The 18,762-nt window shown below is 52.4% G+C and carries 18 protein-coding genes, 1 pseudogene and 1 riboswitch; of the genes and pseudogenes, 8 read left to right on the top strand and 11 right to left on the bottom strand.

Features of this window, described 5'->3' with window-relative positions; genetic code table 11:
* Window positions 1-24 precede the first annotated feature (24 nt).
* Both ttdB and ttdA read right to left on the bottom strand, forming a co-directional pair.
* The gene (ttdB, locus tag I6L54_RS04605) at window positions 25-630 is read right to left on the bottom strand and encodes a L(+)-tartrate dehydratase subunit beta (RefSeq protein ID WP_005120898.1); all 606 of its coding nucleotides are present in this window, start codon (window positions 628-630) and stop codon (window positions 25-27) included.
* Window positions 627-1,535, bottom strand: coding sequence for a L(+)-tartrate dehydratase subunit alpha (gene ttdA / locus I6L54_RS04610; RefSeq protein WP_040233949.1), 909 nt, complete (start codon window positions 1,533-1,535; stop codon window positions 627-629). Before ttdA ends, ttdB begins: the two co-directional genes overlap by 4 nt.
* Before the next feature lie 212 nt (window positions 1,536-1,747).
* Between ttdA and ttdR the strand changes: the two genes are divergently transcribed.
* Complete coding sequence (gene ttdR, locus I6L54_RS04615; RefSeq protein ID WP_040233951.1) at window positions 1,748-2,689, top strand: L-tartrate utilization transcriptional activator TtdR; 942 nt, start codon at window positions 1,748-1,750, stop codon at window positions 2,687-2,689.
* A gap of 31 nt (window positions 2,690-2,720) precedes the next feature.
* Here the strand turns inward: ttdR and plsY are convergent, their stop codons facing one another.
* The gene (gene plsY / locus I6L54_RS04620) at window positions 2,721-3,338 is read right to left on the bottom strand and encodes a glycerol-3-phosphate 1-O-acyltransferase PlsY (protein WP_003828443.1); all 618 of its coding nucleotides are present in this window, start codon (window positions 3,336-3,338) and stop codon (window positions 2,721-2,723) included.
* A gap of 106 nt (window positions 3,339-3,444) precedes the next feature.
* Here plsY and folB point away from each other — a divergent pair, with 106 nt between their 5' ends.
* Together folB and bacA are read left to right on the top strand one after the other, a co-directional pair.
* A complete protein-coding gene (gene folB, locus I6L54_RS04625) occupies window positions 3,445-3,813 on the top strand; it encodes a bifunctional dihydroneopterin aldolase/7,8-dihydroneopterin epimerase (RefSeq protein ID WP_005120902.1) in 369 nt (122 codons plus the stop codon).
* An 86-nt stretch (window positions 3,814-3,899) separates the two neighbouring features.
* Window positions 3,900-4,718 carry an undecaprenyl-diphosphate phosphatase gene (gene bacA / locus I6L54_RS04630; RefSeq protein WP_040233952.1) on the top strand — a complete coding sequence of 273 codons (819 nt, stop codon included), beginning with the start codon at window positions 3,900-3,902 and terminating at the stop codon, window positions 4,716-4,718.
* A gap of 96 nt (window positions 4,719-4,814) precedes the next feature.
* Here the strand turns inward: bacA and I6L54_RS04635 are convergent, their stop codons facing one another.
* Window positions 4,815-6,056, bottom strand: a complete 1,242-nt coding sequence (locus tag I6L54_RS04635) for a multifunctional CCA addition/repair protein (protein WP_005120904.1) — start codon at window positions 6,054-6,056, stop codon at window positions 4,815-4,817.
* A 62-nt stretch (window positions 6,057-6,118) separates the two neighbouring features.
* Entirely contained in the window at window positions 6,119-6,739 is a 621-nt protein-coding gene (locus tag I6L54_RS04640; RefSeq protein ID WP_005120905.1) for a TIGR04211 family SH3 domain-containing protein, read from the bottom strand.
* 241 nt (window positions 6,740-6,980) lie between these two features.
* Between I6L54_RS04640 and I6L54_RS04645 the strand changes: the two genes are divergently transcribed.
* From I6L54_RS04645 to hldE, 3 genes are all read left to right on the top strand, one after another.
* Window positions 6,981-8,282: a CYTH domain-containing protein gene (locus I6L54_RS04645; RefSeq protein WP_040233953.1), complete on the top strand. Its 1,302-nt coding sequence runs from the start codon at window positions 6,981-6,983 to the stop codon at window positions 8,280-8,282.
* Between the two features lie 92 nt (window positions 8,283-8,374).
* Entirely contained in the window at window positions 8,375-11,215 is a 2,841-nt protein-coding gene (gene glnE / locus I6L54_RS04650; RefSeq protein ID WP_040233955.1) for a bifunctional [glutamate--ammonia ligase]-adenylyl-L-tyrosine phosphorylase/[glutamate--ammonia-ligase] adenylyltransferase, read from the top strand.
* Window positions 11,216-11,274: 59 nt separating this feature from the next.
* Window positions 11,275-12,708, top strand: a complete 1,434-nt coding sequence (gene hldE / locus I6L54_RS04655; protein WP_040233957.1) for a bifunctional D-glycero-beta-D-manno-heptose-7-phosphate kinase/D-glycero-beta-D-manno-heptose 1-phosphate adenylyltransferase HldE — start codon at window positions 11,275-11,277, stop codon at window positions 12,706-12,708.
* A gap of 124 nt (window positions 12,709-12,832) precedes the next feature.
* Here hldE and I6L54_RS04660 read toward each other — a convergent pair whose 3' ends face one another.
* Both I6L54_RS04660 and I6L54_RS24205 read right to left on the bottom strand, forming a co-directional pair.
* The gene (locus I6L54_RS04660; protein ID WP_199947192.1) at window positions 12,833-12,892 is read right to left on the bottom strand and encodes a type I toxin-antitoxin system Ibs family toxin; all 60 of its coding nucleotides are present in this window, start codon (window positions 12,890-12,892) and stop codon (window positions 12,833-12,835) included.
* A 208-nt stretch (window positions 12,893-13,100) separates the two neighbouring features.
* A pseudogene (locus I6L54_RS24205) lies at window positions 13,101-13,461 on the bottom strand (flotillin domain-containing protein).
* 133 nt (window positions 13,462-13,594) lie between these two features.
* Here I6L54_RS24205 and glgS point away from each other — a divergent pair.
* Window positions 13,595-13,801, top strand: a complete 207-nt coding sequence (gene glgS / locus I6L54_RS04675; RefSeq protein ID WP_137378484.1) for a cell surface composition regulator GlgS — start codon at window positions 13,595-13,597, stop codon at window positions 13,799-13,801.
* A gap of 33 nt (window positions 13,802-13,834) precedes the next feature.
* Here the strand turns inward: glgS and ubiK are convergent, their stop codons facing one another.
* Window positions 13,835-14,131, bottom strand: coding sequence for a ubiquinone biosynthesis accessory factor UbiK (gene ubiK, locus I6L54_RS04680; RefSeq protein ID WP_005120914.1), 297 nt, complete (start codon window positions 14,129-14,131; stop codon window positions 13,835-13,837).
* Between the two features lie 132 nt (window positions 14,132-14,263).
* A riboswitch (FMN riboswitch) is annotated at window positions 14,264-14,413 on the top strand.
* A 106-nt stretch (window positions 14,414-14,519) separates the two neighbouring features.
* Between ubiK and ribB the strand changes: the two genes are divergently transcribed.
* Window positions 14,520-15,173, top strand: coding sequence for a 3,4-dihydroxy-2-butanone-4-phosphate synthase (gene ribB / locus I6L54_RS04685; RefSeq protein WP_040233959.1), 654 nt, complete (start codon window positions 14,520-14,522; stop codon window positions 15,171-15,173).
* A gap of 84 nt (window positions 15,174-15,257) precedes the next feature.
* Here ribB and dsbI read toward each other — a convergent pair whose 3' ends face one another.
* Genes dsbI through I6L54_RS04700 form a run of 3 tightly spaced genes read right to left on the bottom strand, consistent with a single transcriptional unit; the run spans window position 15,258 to window position 18,438 of the window.
* Window positions 15,258-15,935: a protein-disulfide oxidoreductase DsbI gene (gene dsbI / locus I6L54_RS04690; RefSeq protein WP_040233960.1), complete on the bottom strand. Its 678-nt coding sequence runs from the start codon at window positions 15,933-15,935 to the stop codon at window positions 15,258-15,260.
* A 14-nt stretch (window positions 15,936-15,949) separates the two neighbouring features.
* On the bottom strand, window positions 15,950-16,618 hold the full coding sequence (locus tag I6L54_RS04695; protein ID WP_040233962.1) for a thiol:disulfide interchange protein DsbA/DsbL: 669 nt from the start codon (window positions 16,616-16,618) through the stop codon (window positions 15,950-15,952).
* A 23-nt stretch (window positions 16,619-16,641) separates the two neighbouring features.
* Window positions 16,642-18,438 (bottom strand): arylsulfate sulfotransferase AssT, encoded by a 1,797-nt coding sequence (locus I6L54_RS04700; RefSeq protein WP_040233963.1) that lies wholly within the window; start codon window positions 18,436-18,438, stop codon window positions 16,642-16,644.
* Window positions 18,439-18,762 lie beyond the last annotated feature (324 nt).

Raw genomic sequence — 18,762 nt, forward strand, 5'->3', positions numbered from 1 at the left:
AGGCATTACGCCTCTCCGGGAGGGTTATTTGATGTAGTGCACGTGCTCGCAGATTTCTTCGACGATAGGATCTCGACGTTCAGCGAACAGCTTTTTGTTTTCGGCAATCAGGTTATTACCGTGAGTATCGATGGAAACGATCAGCGGGCCGAACTCTTTTACCCGGCATACCCACAGAGATTCCGGCATGCCCAACTCCGTCCAGTGCACTTCTTCGATCTCTTCAACCTGGGTTGCCGCGACGACCGCACAGCCAGCCGGGAAAATGACGTGCAGCGCTTTGAACTGCTTGCAGCCTTCTTCCGTCAACGGCCCCATACCGCCCTTACCGACTACCAGTTTCACACCTGTTTGCTCAATGAACTCTTTCTCAAAGGCTTCCATACGCATGCTGGTGGTTGGGCCGACGGAGACCATCTCCCATTTTTCACCGTTCTTACGAACGATCGGGCCCGCATGGAAAATGGCTTTGCCGTTCAGGTCATAAGGAATCGGGCGCTTTAGTTCGATCAGGCGGCGGTGACAAACGTCACGGCAGGTCACCAGCGTGCCGCTCAGGTAAATGACATCGCCAACGCGAATGTCTGCCAGATCTTCGGCTTTGATCGGGGTGGTGAGGATCTTTTTCATAACGCGCTCCGGGTGTGAGACAGGTTTTCGAAGGAGAGGTCGGCATGAACCAACAGCGTGCCGCGACGATGCGCCCAGCAGCCGGTAGAGACGGCAACGCCGATAGTCGACGGATGGCGTGCGGCGGATTCGATATGTACGCCCATCACCGAGCTATTCCCGGTCAACCCTTGCGGCCCAATGCCCAGACGGTTAAGTCCTTCTTCCAGGCGCAGTTCCAGTTCTGCCGCTTTTGGGTTTGGATGGCGTGATCCGATAGGGCGCAGCACCGCTTTACGAGAAAGCACGGCAGCGGTTTCTACGGAGGTGGCAATACCCACGCCCACCAGCACCGGCGGGCAGGCGTTGACTGCCAGCGTGGAGATATTTTCGAAGACAAATTTCACCACGCCTTCGTAGCCTTCAGAAGGCATTAACACTTTCGAGCGCCCCGGCAGCGTACACCCGCCGCCCGCCATGTAGACTTCGATTTCTGCATCGTCGCCGTCAGGGATGATATCCCAGGTGACCCACGGCACACCGGTGCCGGTATTTTTTCCGGTATTCACTTCGTCAAAAATCTCAACTGCGTTATGGCGCAGCGGCGCTTTTACCGTGGCGTCTTCAACGGCCTGTTTCAGAATGCTTTGCAGTTCGCCAAGTAGCGGAAAACGGGAACCAACCTTCACAAAAAACATGATTTCACCGGTGTCCTGACAGGCCGGACGATTCAGGTCGATCGCCTTCTGCATGTTGTCAAACATGGTGTGGTAGATGATTTTACCCATCGGTGAGGTCTCGCCTTCACGCAGTTGCTTTAATTTATCCACAACATCGTCAGGCATGCGGGTAGAAATCATGGCGGTAAAGTCGGCGACAATGTTCGTCAGCGTAGTTATCGCATTTTGGTTATTTTGATTGCTCATCTTATTAACTCCAGTTCTTTTATTTATCTGGAAATAAATTCTCCGCCACAAACTACCACTAAAAATGTGGTTTTATATTATTTGGCACTGTGAATATCTAATTAACAGTTCGTGAATGATGTCCAGATAAGGCAATAAAAATTGCGCCAGGGCAGGGTTTAATACGTATGGGAGAATTACACTGCGGTTAACAACATTACGGATTACCGATCATGCTGAACACGTATCCCCTGGCGAAAGACCTGCAGGTGCTGGTTGAAATTGTTCATAGCGGCAGCTTTAGCGCCGCCGCCGCGACGCTGGGCCAGACGCCAGCGTTTGTGACGAAGCGTATTCAGATCCTTGAGTCCACGCTTGGGGCTACGTTGCTAAGCCGCTCGGCGCGCGGCGTGGCGTTAACGGAGAGTGGTCAACGTTGCTATGAACATGCGCTGGAGATCCTTGCCCGTTATCAGCATCTGGTGGATGACGTCACACAAATCAAAACGCGTCCGGCAGGGATGATTCGTATCGGCTGTAGCTTTGGCTTTGGGCGCAGTTATATTGCCCCGGCAATTACAGAATTGATGCACAGCTATCCTGAATTACAGGTACATTTTGAACTTTACGATCGGCAAATTGATTTGGCGCAGGATAATATCGATTTGGATATTCGTATCAATGATGAGATTCCTGATTATTATATTGCGCATTTGTTAACGAAAAATAAAAGGATATTATGCGCAGCGCCGACGTATTTACAAAAATACGGTGAGCCGACGACGCTACAGGAATTAAGTCGGCATGATTGCCTGGTCACCAAAGAACGGGATATGACTCACGGGGTGTGGGAACTGGATAACGGCCAGGAGAAAAAGTCGATTAAGGTGGCGGGACATCTTTCCTCCAACAGCGGTGAGATTGTGTTGCAGTGGGCGCTGCAGGGAAAAGGGATTATGCTGCGTTCCGAATGGGATCTGCAGCCATTTCTGGTTAGCGGTGAACTGGTGCGTGTGCTGCCGGATTATGCGCAAAGCGCCAATATCTGGGCGGTTTATCAGGAGCCGCTGTATCGCAGCGTGAAGCTTCGCGTGTGCGTGGAGTTTCTGGCGGGGTGGTGTCAGCGTCGATTAGGCAAGCCGGTGGAAGGGTATCACATCCCCGAGGCCGGATAAGACGCCGATGCGTCGCTATCCGACAATAAAATCACTCGGGGTCTCTTTCGCGTTTTTTCTTTAGCTTGGTCCAGATTTTCGGCTCCTGACGACGCCACAGACGCTGAATGTTGTCATGGTGACGCAGTAGGATTAAGCACGACAACATGGACACCGGGAAAGTGAACTGGGGATTGAACCACCAGACGTAAAAAGGGGCGATCAGCGCGCTGACGATAGCGCCTAACGACGAATAGCCGCTTAACAGGACGGTTAGCAGCCAGGTTCCGGCCATCACGCCGGTTAAGTCCCAGCCAATCGGCGCAATTGCGCCAAAGGCGGTGGCAACGCCTTTCCCACCTTTAAAGCCGAAGAATACCGGCCAAATGTGTCCGAGACAGGCGGCGATTGCGATCAATCCCAGCCAGAAGGGGCTGACGCCTAGCGCATAGGCGCCCCAGACGGGTAACATACCTTTCAGGACGTCGAAAATCAGCACCGCGACGGCGGCTCCCTTGCCACCGATTCGCAATACGTTCGTCGCGCCCGGATTCCCGGAGCCGCTGTCACGCGGGTCCGGCAATCCAGCAAGGCGGCATACCAGAATAGCACTGGAAATTGAGCCGCAGAGGTACGCGAAGATGATCATTCCAGGCGCGATTGCACTCATAAGCTGTTCCGTTTTGAAAATGTCGTGTAAAACGCTACTTCTGTGGATAATACGCATATTTCGCCGGAAGTGGTATCCGGGTTAGCCAAAAAGCAGGCAGGTCGTGATGGATATTGTATTTATAGAGCAACTTTCAGTAATCACCACTATCGGTGTTTATGACTGGGAACAAACTATCGAACAAAAACTGGTGTTCGATATCGAAATGGCATGGGATAACCGTCAATCTGCCAAAAGTGATGATGTCGCTGATTGTCTGAGCTATGCTGATATTGCTCAAACAGTTGTTAATCATGTGGAAGGTGGGCGTTTTGCGCTGGTAGAACGTGTGGCGGAAGAAGTGGCGGATCTGCTGCTTAGCCGCTTTAAGTCTCCATGGGTGCGCATCAAACTCAGCAAACCTGGTGCGGTGGCCCGTGCGGCAAACGTCGGGGTCATCATTGAGCGTGGCAATAATCTGAAAGAAAATAATTAACTTAATAATTTCTAAATCAAACAGGTATAAAAGAGTCCTTTCGTCGGCTCTTTTTTGCCGTGCTTTCTCTATCTAGGGGTTTATTAATGAGTGATATGCACTCGCTGCTGGTGGCGGCAATTTTGGGTGTGGTCGAAGGGCTGACGGAGTTCCTACCCGTTTCCAGTACCGGCCATATGATAATTGTTGGCCACTTGTTAGGTTTTGAGGGCGATACCGCAAAAACGTTTGAAGTCGTGATCCAACTGGGTTCCATTCTGGCGGTAGTGGTGATGTTCTGGCGACGTCTGTTTGGTTTAATTGGCATTCACTTTGGCAAGACCCCGCATGAAGGTACTGGTAAAGGTCGGCTGACGCTGGGGCATATCCTGTTGGGGATGATTCCAGCCGTGGTACTGGGGCTGATATTCCACGACACCATCAAATCGCTGTTTAACCCGATCAACGTGATGTATGCGCTGGTGGTAGGGGGCGTGCTGCTGATTGCCGCAGAATGCCTGAAGCCGAAAGAGCCGCGTGCGCCGGGTCTGGATGATATGACGTATCGCCAGGCGTTTATGATTGGCTGTTTTCAGTGTCTGGCGCTATGGCCGGGTTTTTCTCGCTCCGGGGCGACGATTTCTGGCGGTATGCTGATGGGCGTGAGCCGTTACGCGGCTTCTGAGTTTTCATTCCTGCTGGCGGTGCCGATGATGATGGGCGCCACGGCGCTGGATCTCTACAAAAGCTGGTCGTTTCTGACTGCAGCAGATATTCCGATGTTTGCTGTCGGCTTCGTGACGGCATTTGTTGTGGCGCTGGTGGCGATCAAAACCTTCCTGCAACTGATTAAGCGTATTTCGTTCATTCCGTTTGCGATTTACCGCTTTATTGTTGCTGCCGCCGTCTATGTGGTTTTTTTCTGATCGCCTTAAATGCCGGATGGCGCTGCGCTTATCCGGCCTACGGGCGCAATATGTAGGCCGGATAAGGCATTTATGCCGCCATCCGGCAACGTCAGTTTAATGGGCTGGTTTCGGACAACGCTGTTCTTTCCAACTGGCCACTGCTGCGATGCGGCGTCGGGTCAGTTCTTCACGAATTGCCTGACCTTTGAATCCCGCTTCCACAACATCTTTCGTGGGAACCGCCTGTGCAACCAGCCAGGCTTCGCGTAACAGTCGGCCTTGCGGGTAATCCGCCGCTTCAAAACCGGTTCGCCCACGCACGTCGGCCTCGCTGGTCAGGGCGATTTGCTCCACGCGCTGCGGTTTGCGCCATGCATCGATGGAATCAAACAGCTTAACGATGGTTTTCGGTTGCAGGATCGGGAAGGTATGAATCAGGTCGTGGAACTCGGCCACCAGTTTGGCTAAGTCGCGGATGTCATTGGGTACGCGCATGCGTTGGCACAGTTGCTCAACCAGCTTAACGCCTGCCGGACCGTGGCCGTGATGGCGCGGCCATAGTGCTTTAGGCGTTAATGCTTTGCCAAGATCGTGGCACAGCGTGGCGAAACGCACGTCGACCTCCGGGCTTAACACGGCCGCCATCGACAACGTCATCAGCGTGTGAATGCCGGTATCGATTTCCGGGTGCCACTGCGCGGGCGCGGGGACGCCGAACAGAGCATCTACTTCCGGGAACAGCACGCGCAGTGCATCGCAATCGCGCAGGACCTGGAAAAATACCTGTGGATTACGGGTGGTTAAGGCGCTTTCTGTCTCTTTCCACACGCGTTCTGGCGTCAGGTGTTCCAGCTCTCCTGCGGCGGCCATGTTGCGCATCAGCATCATGGTTTCATCAGCAACACGAAAGCCAAGGTGTGCATAGCGGGCAGCAAAGCGCGCCACGCGCAGAACGCGCAGCGGATCTTCACTAAAAGCAGGGGATACATGACGCAGCAGGCGGTTTTCCAGATCGTCGCGTCCGTTATACGGGTCGATAATCTCCCCGTTGTCATCGCGGGCCATTGCGTTGATAGTCAGGTCGCGGCGTTGAAGATCGGCCTCCAGCGTCACATCTGGCGCGGCGTAGCAGGTGAATCCGGTATATCCCGAACCTGATTTACGTTCAGTGCGCGCCAGCGCATACTCTTCCCGGGTGTGTGGGTGGAGAAACACGGGGAAATCGCGACCTACCTGCTGATAGCCCGCGTCAAGCATCTCCTGCGGCGTGGCGCCGACAACGACCCAATCTTTATCTTTAATCGGTAGCCCTAATAACGCATCCCGAACAGCACCACCGACCAGATAAATCTTCACGCCACATTCCTTTTGAAAAACAGTATTCCTTAATCATATGTCAGTGTGACGGAGAAGGCGATTCAGTTCATCCAGCGATCTTTGCGCTTCCGGCTCGGGATCATGTGCGGCAGAACCAGACCGAGCAGCAGGCCGAGTCCCAGCACGCCGCCGCCATACATAAACCATTGCATGATGATAGTACGTTGCTTGTCATCAAGCTGCAGGTTAGCGGCGCTGACTTTCTTTTGCGCCACGATAAGCTCGTTCTTCAGCTTCTGGTTTTCTTCCTTCAACGCGTCGATCACGCTGTCGCTTTGCGATACTTTTTGCTGCATATCGGCGGTGCGTTGATTCCAGGTGGTATCGATATTATTGAGCTTATCGGTCAGTGTCTTAACCTGGTTTTCCAGGTCGGGAACGCGGGTACGCAGGCTCGGCGTACTGTTCAGCTCTTTCAGTGGGATCCAGGCGGTACGTCCGGTGCTGTCTTTCACCTGAGCGTAGTTGGTGTTGGCATCGGTCTGTAATAGCGTGACTTCCTCGCCGGCGTTAACCGTACCCACGAGGCGATAATTATCTCCCGGACCGCTGCGGACCCAGGTGTTCAGTTCGTCAGAGACATAGCGCTTTTCTTCGGCATGAGAGACTGCAGTGGCGCTAAGTGCGAGTAAAGTTAATCCAATCAGGCGTAATTTTGGCATCAGGCTGTCGTTATTGTCATAGAAAGTGGAACGATAGTAGTGGCATCAGTGTCTCTACGCAAAGCATTCGACATCAATCGGAATCATCTGTGTCCTTTTTGCCACCACCCGAAACTTTTACGCCCGTCAAATTGCTCGTTGCATGGCAATTTGGCGCAAAATACTATCTACTGACCATAAAGAACGAACTTAGTTCGCAGTCAGTTTTCTCAACTGTGACATAACCCATAAGTACAAGACCATGGCCCAGGAAATCGAATTAAAATTTATCGTCAATAGTGACGCTGTAGATGCGCTGCGTGAACGTCTGAATACGCTGGGGGGAGAGCATCATGCCCCCAGCCAGTTGCTGAATATTTACTACGAAACGCCGGATGCGTGGTTGCGTGGTCACGATATGGGGCTGCGTATTCGCGGTGAAAACGGTCATTACGAAATGACCATGAAAATTGCCGGACGCGTGACGGGCGGCCTGCATCAGCGACCGGAATTTAACGTTGCGCTGGACGCGCCTGAGCTGGATCTTGCCTTGTTCCCAACGGAAGTCTGGCCTGATGGCGAACTGCCCGCTGAGCTTGACTCTCAGGTGCAGCCGCTGTTCAGTACCGATTTTTACCGTGAGAAATGGCGCCTTGATGTTGACGGCAGCCGTATCGAAATCGCCCTCGATCTCGGGGAAGTAAAAGCGGGCGAATGTGCTGAACCTCTCTGTGAGCTTGAACTTGAGCTGCTAAGCGGCGATACCCGTGCGGTACTGAAGCTGGCAAACCAGCTGGTTTCGCAAACCGGTTTACGCCAGGGCAGTTTGAGCAAAGCCGCGCGCGGCTATCATCTGGCTCAGGGGAATGCGCCGCGTGAACTCAAACCGACGCGCATTTTACAGGTTCCGGCGAAGGCGAGCATTGAGCAGGGGCTGGAAGCGGCGCTGGAGCTGGCATTATCACAGTGGCAGTACCACGAAGAGCTGTGGGTACGCGGCGTCAAAGGGGCGAAAGCCGAGGTGCTGGCGGCAATGGGGCTGGTGCGTCACATTCTGATGTTGTTTGGCGGTAATGTGCCACGAAAAGCGAGCGCTCACTTACGTGATTTGCTGACCCGGTCGGAAGCGATCATCGCGTCTGATGCCTCTGCCGTTTCGGCGGTTTACAGCACAGAAACGGCAATGGCCAAACTGGCGCTGACCGAATGGCTGGTGACCAAAGGGTGGCAGCCGTTCCTTGATGCGAAGGCGCAGGGCAAAATTGCCGATTCCTTTAAGCGTTTCTCGGATACGCATCTCTCACGCCATGCCGCTGAACTGAAAACCACTTTTGCTCAGCCGTTGGGCGATAAGTACGTCGATCAGCTGCCGCGCCTGACGCGCAACATTGATAGCATGCTGATGCTGTCGGGATACTACGACGAAAATGTTGCATCGGAATGGATCGCCAACTGGCAGGGCTTACGTCGCGCCATTGTGGCCAACCAATATATTGAAATTGAACACTTCCGCAACGAGGCGATCGCGCTGGAACCGTTCTGGCTGCACAGCGGAAAACGATAATCAGGGTTGAGGCCGGGATGCCTGATGGCGCAGTGCTTATCAGGCCTACGAGGCCATACCATGAGCCTCAATACGCAAAGGATGTCCCATACATGAAGCAGCTCTCTTCACCGTTACAGCAGTACTGGCCGGCCGTTGTTGAGCGGCTGCCAGCAGCAATCTCTGAGTCCTCGCTTAGCGTGCAGGCGAAGTCAGTGCTTACATTCAGTGATTTTGTCCGCGACAGCATTATTGCCCATCCCGAATGGCTGGCTGAGCTGGAAAGTACGCCACCTCAGGCGGATGAATGGCAACACTATGCCGAGTGGTTGCAGCAAGCATTGGTTGACGTCGGCGATGAAAACACGCTGATGCGCGAGCTGCGCCTGTTTCGCCGCCGCATCATGGTGCGTATCGCCTGGGCGCAGACGCTGTCGCGGGTGACGGAAGAGAGTATTTTGCAGCAGTTAAGCCATCTGGCTGAAACGCTGATTATTGCCGCACGCGACTGGTTGTATGACGCCTGCTGTCGTGAGTGGGGAACGCCCTGTAATTCTGACGGTGTTGCGCAGCCGCTGCTGATTTTAGGCATGGGAAAACTCGGCGGCGGAGAGTTGAATTTCTCCTCGGATATTGACCTGATTTTTGCCTGGCCGGAGCACGGCAGCACACAGGGCGGGCGTCGCGAGCTGGATAACGCGCAGTTCTTTACTCGCATGGGCCAGCGGCTTATCAAGGTGCTGGATCAGCCCACAATGGATGGGTTTGTCTACCGGGTGGACATGCGTTTACGCCCGTTTGGCGATAGCGGCCCGCTGGTGCTGAGCTTCTCTGCGCTGGAGGATTATTACCAGGAACAAGGGCGCGACTGGGAACGCTATGCGATGGTCAAAGCCCGCATTATGGGCGATTCCGACGGCACTTACGTCAGTGAACTTCGCGCGATGCTGCGGCCATTTGTCTTCCGCCGCTATATTGATTTCAGCGTGATCCAGTCTCTGCGAAACATGAAAGGGATGATTGCCCGTGAAGTGCGCCGCCGTGGCCTGAAAGACAACATCAAGCTGGGGGCGGGCGGTATTCGTGAAATCGAATTTATCGTGCAGGTATTCCAGCTTATTCGCGGTGGGCGCGAGCCGTCGCTGCAATCCCGCTCGCTGTTACCCACGCTCAGTGCCATCAATGAATTGCACCTGCTGTCTGATACCGACGCGGAACAACTGCGCGCAGCCTATCTCTACTTACGCCGCCTGGAAAACCTGCTGCAAAGTATCAATGATGAGCAGACCCAGACGTTGCCGGGCGATGAACTGAATCGCGCGCGACTGGCGTGGGGGATGAACGTTGATGACTGGCAGCAGTTAACCGATGTGCTGGCCAATCATATGGACAATGTGCGCCGGGTATTCAACGAGCTGATTGGCGATGACGAAGCTGAAACCCAGGAAGAGTCGCTCTCTGAGCAGTGGCGCGAACTGTGGCAGGACGCATTACAGGAAGATGATACCACGCCGGTATTGACGCATCTGGCGGATGACGATCGCCGGCGCGTGCTGTCTCTGATTGCTGATTTCCGCAAAGAGCTGGATAAACGCACCATTGGCCCACGCGGACGTCAGGTGCTGGATCATTTAATGCCGCACCTGCTGAGCGATGTCTGTACGCGTGACGACGCCTCAATACCGCTGTCGCGTATCACACCGCTGCTGGTGGGCATCGTGACCCGCACGACCTACCTGGAGCTGCTGAGCGAATTCCCCGGCGCGCTTAAGCACCTGATTTCGCTCTGCGCGGCTTCGCCGATGGTCGCCAGCCAGCTGGCGCGCTATCCGCTGTTGCTCGATGAACTGTTGGATCCGAACACCCTGTATCAACCCACCGCGACGGATGCCTACCGTGATGAGCTGCGCCAGTATTTGCTGCGCGTACCGGAAGATGACGAAGAACAGCAACTGGAAGCGCTGCGCCAGTTTAAGCAAACGCAACTGTTGCGTATCGCGGCAGCCGATATTGCCGGTACGCTGCCGGTGATGAAGGTGAGCGATCACTTAACCTGGCTGGCAGAAGCGATTATTGATGCGGTAGTCCAGCAGGCGTGGACGCAGATGGTTGCTCGCTACGGGCAACCCACCCATCTTGGCGAACGTGAGGGGCGCGGTTTTGCCGTCGTCGGCTATGGCAAACTGGGCGGCTGGGAACTGGGCTACAGTTCGGATCTTGATTTGATCTTCCTGCATGATTGTCCGATGGACGTGATGACGGATGGTGAGCGTGAGATTGACGGGCGACAGTTCTATCTGCGTCTGTCGCAGCGCATTATGCACCTTTTCAGCACCCGCACCTCGTCCGGTATTTTGTACGAAGTGGATGCGCGGCTGCGTCCATCCGGCGCGGCGGGAATGCTGGTGACATCAACCGAGGCTTTCGCCGATTACCAGCGCAACGAAGCCTGGACATGGGAGCATCAGGCGCTGGTGCGTGCTCGTGTGGTATATGGCGACCCGCAGTTGACCTCTCAGTTTGATGTGATTCGTCGCGATATCATGATCCTCGTCCGTGATGGGAAAACCTTGCAGACCGACGTGCGTGAAATGCGTGAGAAAATGCGCGCCCATTTAGGCAATAAGCATCGCGATCGTTTTGATATTAAAGCGGATGAGGGTGGCATTACCGACATTGAGTTTATTACGCAATATCTGGTGCTGCGCTATGCGCATGAAAAACCGAAGCTGACGCGCTGGTCGGATAACGTGCGCATTCTGGAATTGCTGGCGCAAAACGACATTATGGATGAGCAGGAAGCGCTGGCGCTTACCCGCGCTTATACAACGCTGCGCGACGAACTTCACCATCTTGCGTTGCAGGAACTTCCGGGTCATGTCGCGCCGGAGCTCTTCAGCGCTGAACGTACGCTGGTGCGTGACAGCTGGCAGAAGTGGCTGGTTGCCGAGTGAAGTGTGCTATTATCGCGCGCAAATTTTAAGACCCTCAGAGAATCTCTCAGGAGACAGGAATGAAAGTAACGCTGCCAGAGTTTGAACGTGCAGGAGTCATGGTTGTCGGTGATGTGATGCTGGATCGCTACTGGTACGGCCCTACCAGCCGTATTTCACCTGAAGCGCCGGTTCCGGTGGTGAAGGTCGATACCATCGAAGAACGTCCCGGTGGCGCAGCAAACGTGGCGATGAACATTGCCTCTCTGGGCGCAAATTCCCGTCTGGTGGGTTTGACCGGTATCGACGACGCGGCGCGGGCGCTGAGCAAAACGCTGGCGGATGTGAACGTAAAATGCGACTTCGTTTCCGTGCCGACGCATCCGACAATCACCAAACTGCGCGTGCTTTCCCGTAACCAGCAGTTGATTCGCCTGGATTTCGAAGAAGGTTTTGAAGGCGTGGATCCGCAACCGCTGCACGAGCGTATTAATCAGGCGCTGGGTTCTATCGGCGCTCTGGTGCTTTCCGACTACGCCAAAGGCGCGCTGGCAAGCGTGCAGCAGATGATTGCTCTGGCGCGTAAGGCTGGCGTGCCGGTGCTTATCGATCCGAAAGGGATCGATTTTGAACGTTACCGCGGCGCAACGCTGCTAACGCCGAACCTGTCTGAGTTTGAAGCGGTAGCCGGTAAATGCAAAAGCGAAGATGAATTGGTTGAGCGCGGCATGAAAGTGATTGCTGATTTCGACCTTTCCGCACTGCTGATTACCCGTTCAGAACAGGGTATGACGTTGCTGCAACCGGGCAAATCGCCACTGCATATGCCGACGCAGGCGCAGGAAGTGTATGACGTGACCGGTGCGGGCGATACGGTAATCGGCGTGCTGGCGGCGACGCTGGCGGCGGGTAACTCACTGGAAGAGGCGTGCTATTTTGCTAACGCTGCAGCCGGTGTTGTCGTCGGTAAACTGGGAACCTCCACCGTTTCTCCGATTGAACTGGAAAACGCCGTGCGTGGTCGGGCTGATACTGGTTTTGGCGTGATGAGCGAATCTGAGCTGAAACAGGCCGTTGCCAGCGCCCGCAAGCGCGGTGAGAAAGTGGTGATGACCAACGGCGTGTTCGACATCCTGCATGCGGGCCACGTCTCCTATCTGGCGAATGCACGCAAGCTGGGCGATCGCCTGATCGTGGCGGTAAACAGCGATGCGTCGACCAAACGTCTGAAAGGCGAAACGCGTCCGGTCAACCCGCTGGAACAGCGCATGATCGTGCTGGGCGCGCTGGAATCCGTCGACTGGGTGGTCTCGTTTGAAGAAGATACACCGCAGCGTCTGATAGCCGGCATCCTGCCGGATCTGCTGGTCAAAGGCGGCGACTATAAGCCAGAAGATATTGCGGGCAGCAAAGAGGTCTGGGCGAACGGCGGTGAAGTGCTGGTGCTGAACTTTGAAGATGGCTGCTCAACGACCAATATCATCAGGAAGATCCAGAAAGACAGCGATAAATAGCAAATGCTGGAAACGCGTCGAAATTTTCGTTTTGGTGCGTTTCCCGCTGTTGACGCTGCTGTTTTTTCGACCTAAAGTACAGGAATAAGGGTGAGAGGGGATTTCTCCCCCCTCTGATTGACTGTTAATAGGTCTGGAAACTTATCAATAACAGCACAACCAGTATGATGACGAACTTCATCATAACCCTTTCCTTATTAAAGCCCCTTCTTCGAGAGGGGCTTTCTCGTTGCAGCCCCTTGCTGACAAGGCGATTGTTAGTGAGCCTCCTGACAGGGGCAAGGGCTTTCTCCCTCCGATTTCTTATTGCTGGAGCATCCACGCAAAACGCTGCTGCAGAATAAAAAATCCCCGGCTTTACGGCCAGGGATAGGGGAATGATGCAGAAGTGGTTATTCTTCTTTTACCGTTGTCTGAGGGTTAACGTCGACTGTCGTCGTGGTCAGCGCATTTAGCGAACCGCCGGATAAGCCAATTTCATTTAACAGCGAATCAATCAGCGGCGCTTGTGTGCGATAGGCAAGGACGGCGGATAATGCCTGCTCAGCCAAATTTCCACCGCTTACGTTACCTGCGCTCACTTCACCGACTGCGCCGCCGCTCATCATCACTTTTTGCCCGCCAGGTCCGGTACGTACAAACGCCTGTTCAGCAGACGCGCGACGATACAGACGGGCAAAGATAATCCCGATAATTAATAAGACGACCACCGTCACAACGGCGGTAAGGTAACATACCAAAAACATCATCCATCTTAGATTTCGTAGGAAACTGTGAAGCTGGTGATTTTTTTGCGCACAATATGTGCAGAATATCTTCGCATCCAGGGAAATACTGAAATCAGAAAAAGCATATGGCCTTAACAGATATTCAATAACTGGAGGGTATGCTCATGAACAATAGTATGTATTCATTGAATAATTTCGATTTCCTGGCGCGGAGTTTTGCCAGAATGCAGGCTGAGGGCCGACCCGTTGATATCCAGGCTGTAACTGGAAATATGGATGAAGAACATCGCAGCTGGTTTTGCAAACGCTATGCACTTTACTGCCAGCAGGCAACAGAGGCGAAAAAATTAGAACTGGAACACTAACATATTAATGGGCCTTGCGGCCCGTTGTCGTTTTTATACCAGTGGATCGACTGGCGGGATTGCGGGCGCAGACTTGACTTCCGCCGCTTTCTCGCGCGCTTCAAGCTCCGTCAGACGTTGCTCAAGCAGCGCCAGTTTTTCACGGGTACGCAGTAAAACCTGGGTTTGTACGTCAAACTCTTCGCGGCTTACCAGATCCAGACGGGTCAGCTGTGATTGCAGCGTTTGGCGAATTTTCTTCTCGACGTCTTCGCCAAACTCGCGGATCCCTTTCGGCATCGACTCGTGAACCTGACGAGCAATCTGCTCAATTTTTTTCGGGTCAATCATTATGGTTTCCCTGAACTGGTACGTGTTGCTGCCTATTGTAGTGCGAACTGTCCCAGGCATAAACCAGAATTGTGTGAAGCTAAGATGAGCAAAGGCGTTGATGAAGGTAATCAATAGCGTTATAGTTAACTCGCTTATTCTCAGGGCGGGGCGAAATTCCCCACCGGCGGTAAATCAACTCAGGTTGAAAGCCCGCGAGCGCTTTGGGTGCAAACTCAAAGGTCAGCAGATCCGGTGTAATTCCGGGGCCGACGGTTAGAGTCCGGATGGGAGAGAGTAACGATCCAGTCGGGCATGGACCCGCTCACGTTATTTTTTTGCCGCTTAGACGGTACTCCTAAGACTGCCCTGATTCTGGTAACCATAATTTTAGTGAGGTTTTTTTACCATGAATCAGACGCTACTTTCCTCTTTTGGTACGCCTTTCGAACGTGTTGAACATGCGCTGTCTGCGCTGCGTGAAGGACGCGGTGTGATGGTGCTTGACGACGAAGATCGTGAAAACGAAGGCGATATGGTTTTCCCGGCCGAGACCATGACCGTTGAACAGATGGCGCTGACCATCCGTCACGGCAGCGGTATTGTTTGCCTGTGCATCACCGAAGACCGCCGCAAACAGCTCGATCTGCCAATGATGGTGGAAAATAACACCAGTGCTTACGGTACCGGTTTTACCGTGACCATTGAAGCTGCAGAAGGTGTGACCACCGGTGTTTCCGCAGCGGACCGTGTTACTACGGTACGCGCGGCAGTTAAGGATGGCGCAAAACCTTCCGATCTGAACCGTCCGGGGCACGTGTTCCCGCTGCGTGCTCAGGCTGGTGGTGTGTTAACTCGTGGTGGCCACACCGAAGCCACCATCGATCTGATGACGCTGGCAGGGTTTAAACCGGCAGGCGTGTTGTGTGAGCTGACCAATGACGATGGCACCATGGCGCGTGCGCCACAGTGCATTGAGTTTGCCGGCAAGCACAATATGGCGGTGGTCACTATTGAAGACCTGGTGGCTTACCGCCAGGCGCACGAGCGCAAAGCCAGCTAATAGACTATTACCACGTTAGTTTTGGTAAGCATAAAAAACCGAAGCCATATTCCAGGCTTCGGTTTTTTTGTTTTTTGCTCCCAATTACCTGGTTCTGGCCAGTTTTAAAGCCCAGGCACCGCTCATTGTCACCAACAGCAATAAACATAAACCAAAGGCCAGCAAACAGGCCTGTGCCATGTTCATAAAATGCCACGGTGGGAGCAGATACCAGCCTTCAGACTGTTGGTATAGATCGATAAACCACTTTTGCGTACTGCTGAGCGCTACGCCATCGGGAACCACGGGGGCGTCATAGCCGCAATCCCCTGTGGGCTTAAACCACTCCGGAGCCCAGTTTGCCAGCGGCAAATTGAAAGGGAATATCGGATCTGTGGAACATCCCTGGACACCAAACAACGAATCCGGGTCCGGGTTATGTACAGCATAATGAATACCGTTAAGTTTGATGGAGAACGTAATGCCCATGATGCTGCCATAAAATGCCGCGATGCAACCAATAAGCTTCAGAACAACATTTTTAGGGTTTATTGCCGCGATCAATCCACCGAAAACCATTACAAACATGGCAAAGCGAATGTAGACACACTGCTCGCAGGGGGCCATATAGAGGTAGATTTGAAAGAATGAGTGCGCCAGTATTATTAACCCGCCCATCGCGCAGGCCATCAGTAGCCACAGAAAGCGCCGTTCCTGCCATCTCACCAGCGTATCAACCGGCGTGGTACGTAAGTCCCGCCAAAATCCTTTTATGAAAGCCATAGCCAGGTCCCTGTTTATTTTGTCGCCAGCTCTCTGACAAGCTCAGCCATGGAGTCAATGGATTTGATACTTTTTGTGTAGATCAGGTATTTACCGTTAACGACGTAAGCCGGAACCCCCTGAATTTTGGCGACGTCATATGCCGCTTTCCATTTCTCCAGCGTTTGCTGAACGGCGGGATCTTGCAGCGCGGCGTCAAAATCTGCCTGGCTCATACCTGCAGCATCCAGGCCTGTTTTAATGAATGCGGCCGGATCATTACCATCTGACCAGCGCTCTTTCTTGTCGTGGTAAGCAGCGTAATAAGCGAATTTCGCTTTTTTGAACTGTGATTTGGCATCAAACAATGAAATCCCTGCGGCCTGGTCTTTAGCAATCATTACCGCAAAAACTTCACTGGCCTGTTTACCATATTCACCCTTGGTTTCCAGATGAAATGGTGTGAAGGTGACGAGATCAGCCACTTTTTCAGAAACCGGGCCAGTCACGGCTTTATCATATTTATAACAGAACGGACAGGCGTAGCTGAATACTTTTATTAACGTCTTATCAGCATTAGGAATCGGTTTCTCTAAAACCATATAATCAGTGCCTTCTGTAAAAGCGGAGGCGGCAAACGACGAGGTAAGCGCTGCGGTTAATATCACGCTTTTAAATAATGAAGTAATCCATTTAGATGACATAATTAATCCTTAAGCTAACGCGATTATTTAAACATGTGTTGTGGGCGGACCAGTAATGCACGGTAGTGAGTTTGGTTTGGTTTATCTGAAAGGACATCTATCTCAACTTTGACTTCTTTGGTCTTGTAGTCAATTTCATTGATTTTGCCAATGGTTGGTTGTCCAACTTCAAATAAATTAATTGAACCACCAAAGCCAAACATGGTGTCACGGTCTTTCTGATATTCGATAACCGAGGTGATGGGACTATAGAAATCGTAACCGCGTTCTTTGCCGTATTCCCAGATTTGCTGAACGGTACCTTTTATCTCGTCAATTTTATATTCGACGTAACGGGAGTATTTCATCGTCGGCAATGCCGGTTGTTCGAGCCCACGACCATCGCCGTTATCAAAGATGGTTAATGTCCCTTTGCTCGAGAGCCATGCGGTGTGCTGTGTATAGGTAAAATCGAAATCGGTATTCTCGCACTTGCCGTTTTCGTCACATTTTAACGCGTTGCCTTTGCTATCAACCGGTTTTAACAGCTTACTTGCCAGCGTCTTATTCCAGCCTTTCGACGGAGCGAGGATCCATTTCACCTGTTTATCGCGACCGATTTTGACGACGCCCTGATGGCGGGAAGAGATAATAATGGAGTCATCTTTGGCATCATAGGCAATGGAGTTAACGTGCGCCCAGTTACGACCCGCACCCACGCCGAGGGCGTCACCGTAAGGTGTATCTGGCTCCAGTTTCGCCTGTTGACCGGCATGAGCGAGGTCAACGTTGACGCATACCGCACCTGCGTCCAGCGCACCCAGCAGCGCATCACGCATCGGATCGAGTATTTTTGTCAGATCCCACACGTCAACCACTCGACCGGACTTGTCTACTTCAATTATCTGATCGCGGATAGTTTGCACATGGATGCCATCTTCTTTGCGATAATCGCGTTTGCCCACGCGAAGCAGCACGGTGTCGTTGATTGTTTCGATCGATTCATGCGACGCGTCGAGGAAGCCGCGCGGTAGCTTATGATCGGCCAGAATCTGCCCCATCATATCGAATTCGTACCAATGCTGGCCCTGCACGGCAGTGAAGGTGCCGCGCGGCGTTTCTCGAATCCCCATCAAGTAACCGCGCTTATTGATATCCATGTCATGGCCATCATAGAAGGTATCTTGATCCAGCCACCAACGATATTCACCTTCCGTATCGACGATAAAGGTGAAGGGGGCAATGTCAAAGGGTAATGCCCCGCCCGCCGGACCCGCATCCAGGATGCCGGCATTTTTATCTTTTTCACCATGCCAGTGGAATTCCGCCCCTTGTGCAGTGAAGGTATGGGTATTCACCAGATACAGACGGTCTTCAAAACCAGGCGCTACCTTAATAACTTTCGTTTGCTGTAAATCGGAAATTGAACGGTTATCCATGTAGTGATTAACGATGGCGGACGTTTGCACCACATAATCATCCTTCATGGCTTTGCCATTTTCTTTATATTCAACGGTGACCTTATTAGCAAACTTTTGATAAAGACCAAAAATAGGCACGCCGTCATAGGTTGCTAACGACTCTTTGCCAACAGTATAAGTAACAGGAACGCCTTTCTCGCCTTTGCCATGAATGGTGACTTTAACATCTGAAATAATGTGACTGTCTAATTCAACCAGCGCGGTAAGTGGGGCGTTTCCATAAGGATCAACGACTATTGCGCCCAGTTTTCCTGCGGGTTGGGCGGGTTGAAAGCCAGCAGCAAAAGAATTTCCGACCGTTAATCCAAACGTCAGTGCCAGAGTGCCTGCGAGTAGCGTTTTTCGATATTGTCTAAACATGGATATATCTCCTTATATTAATTTTAAATATAATCTCAATGAATATATTATGTTTTTACGATATGGCTAAAAATGAAAATAGTACTACTGATGTCATTTTTATTGTGGGTATATAAATATTTATGAAGTGTATTATTCTGCAAGATCTAATTTTTGTTATTTTCTGGATAGTATGAGTGAGGTATTTTAAGGACAATATTTATTATTGCTTAGTGTGATCTCGTCGACACAGTTTTATTTTTTATAAGTGTTTTAGCTATTGGCATAGCTGCTGGTTTATATGATCGAAATCATATATTTGTTTCTGGAATATGCCACTATAGG

The sequence above is a fragment of the Citrobacter pasteurii genome (assembly GCF_019047765.1).
Classification (GTDB): Bacteria; Pseudomonadota; Gammaproteobacteria; order Enterobacterales; family Enterobacteriaceae; genus Citrobacter; species Citrobacter pasteurii.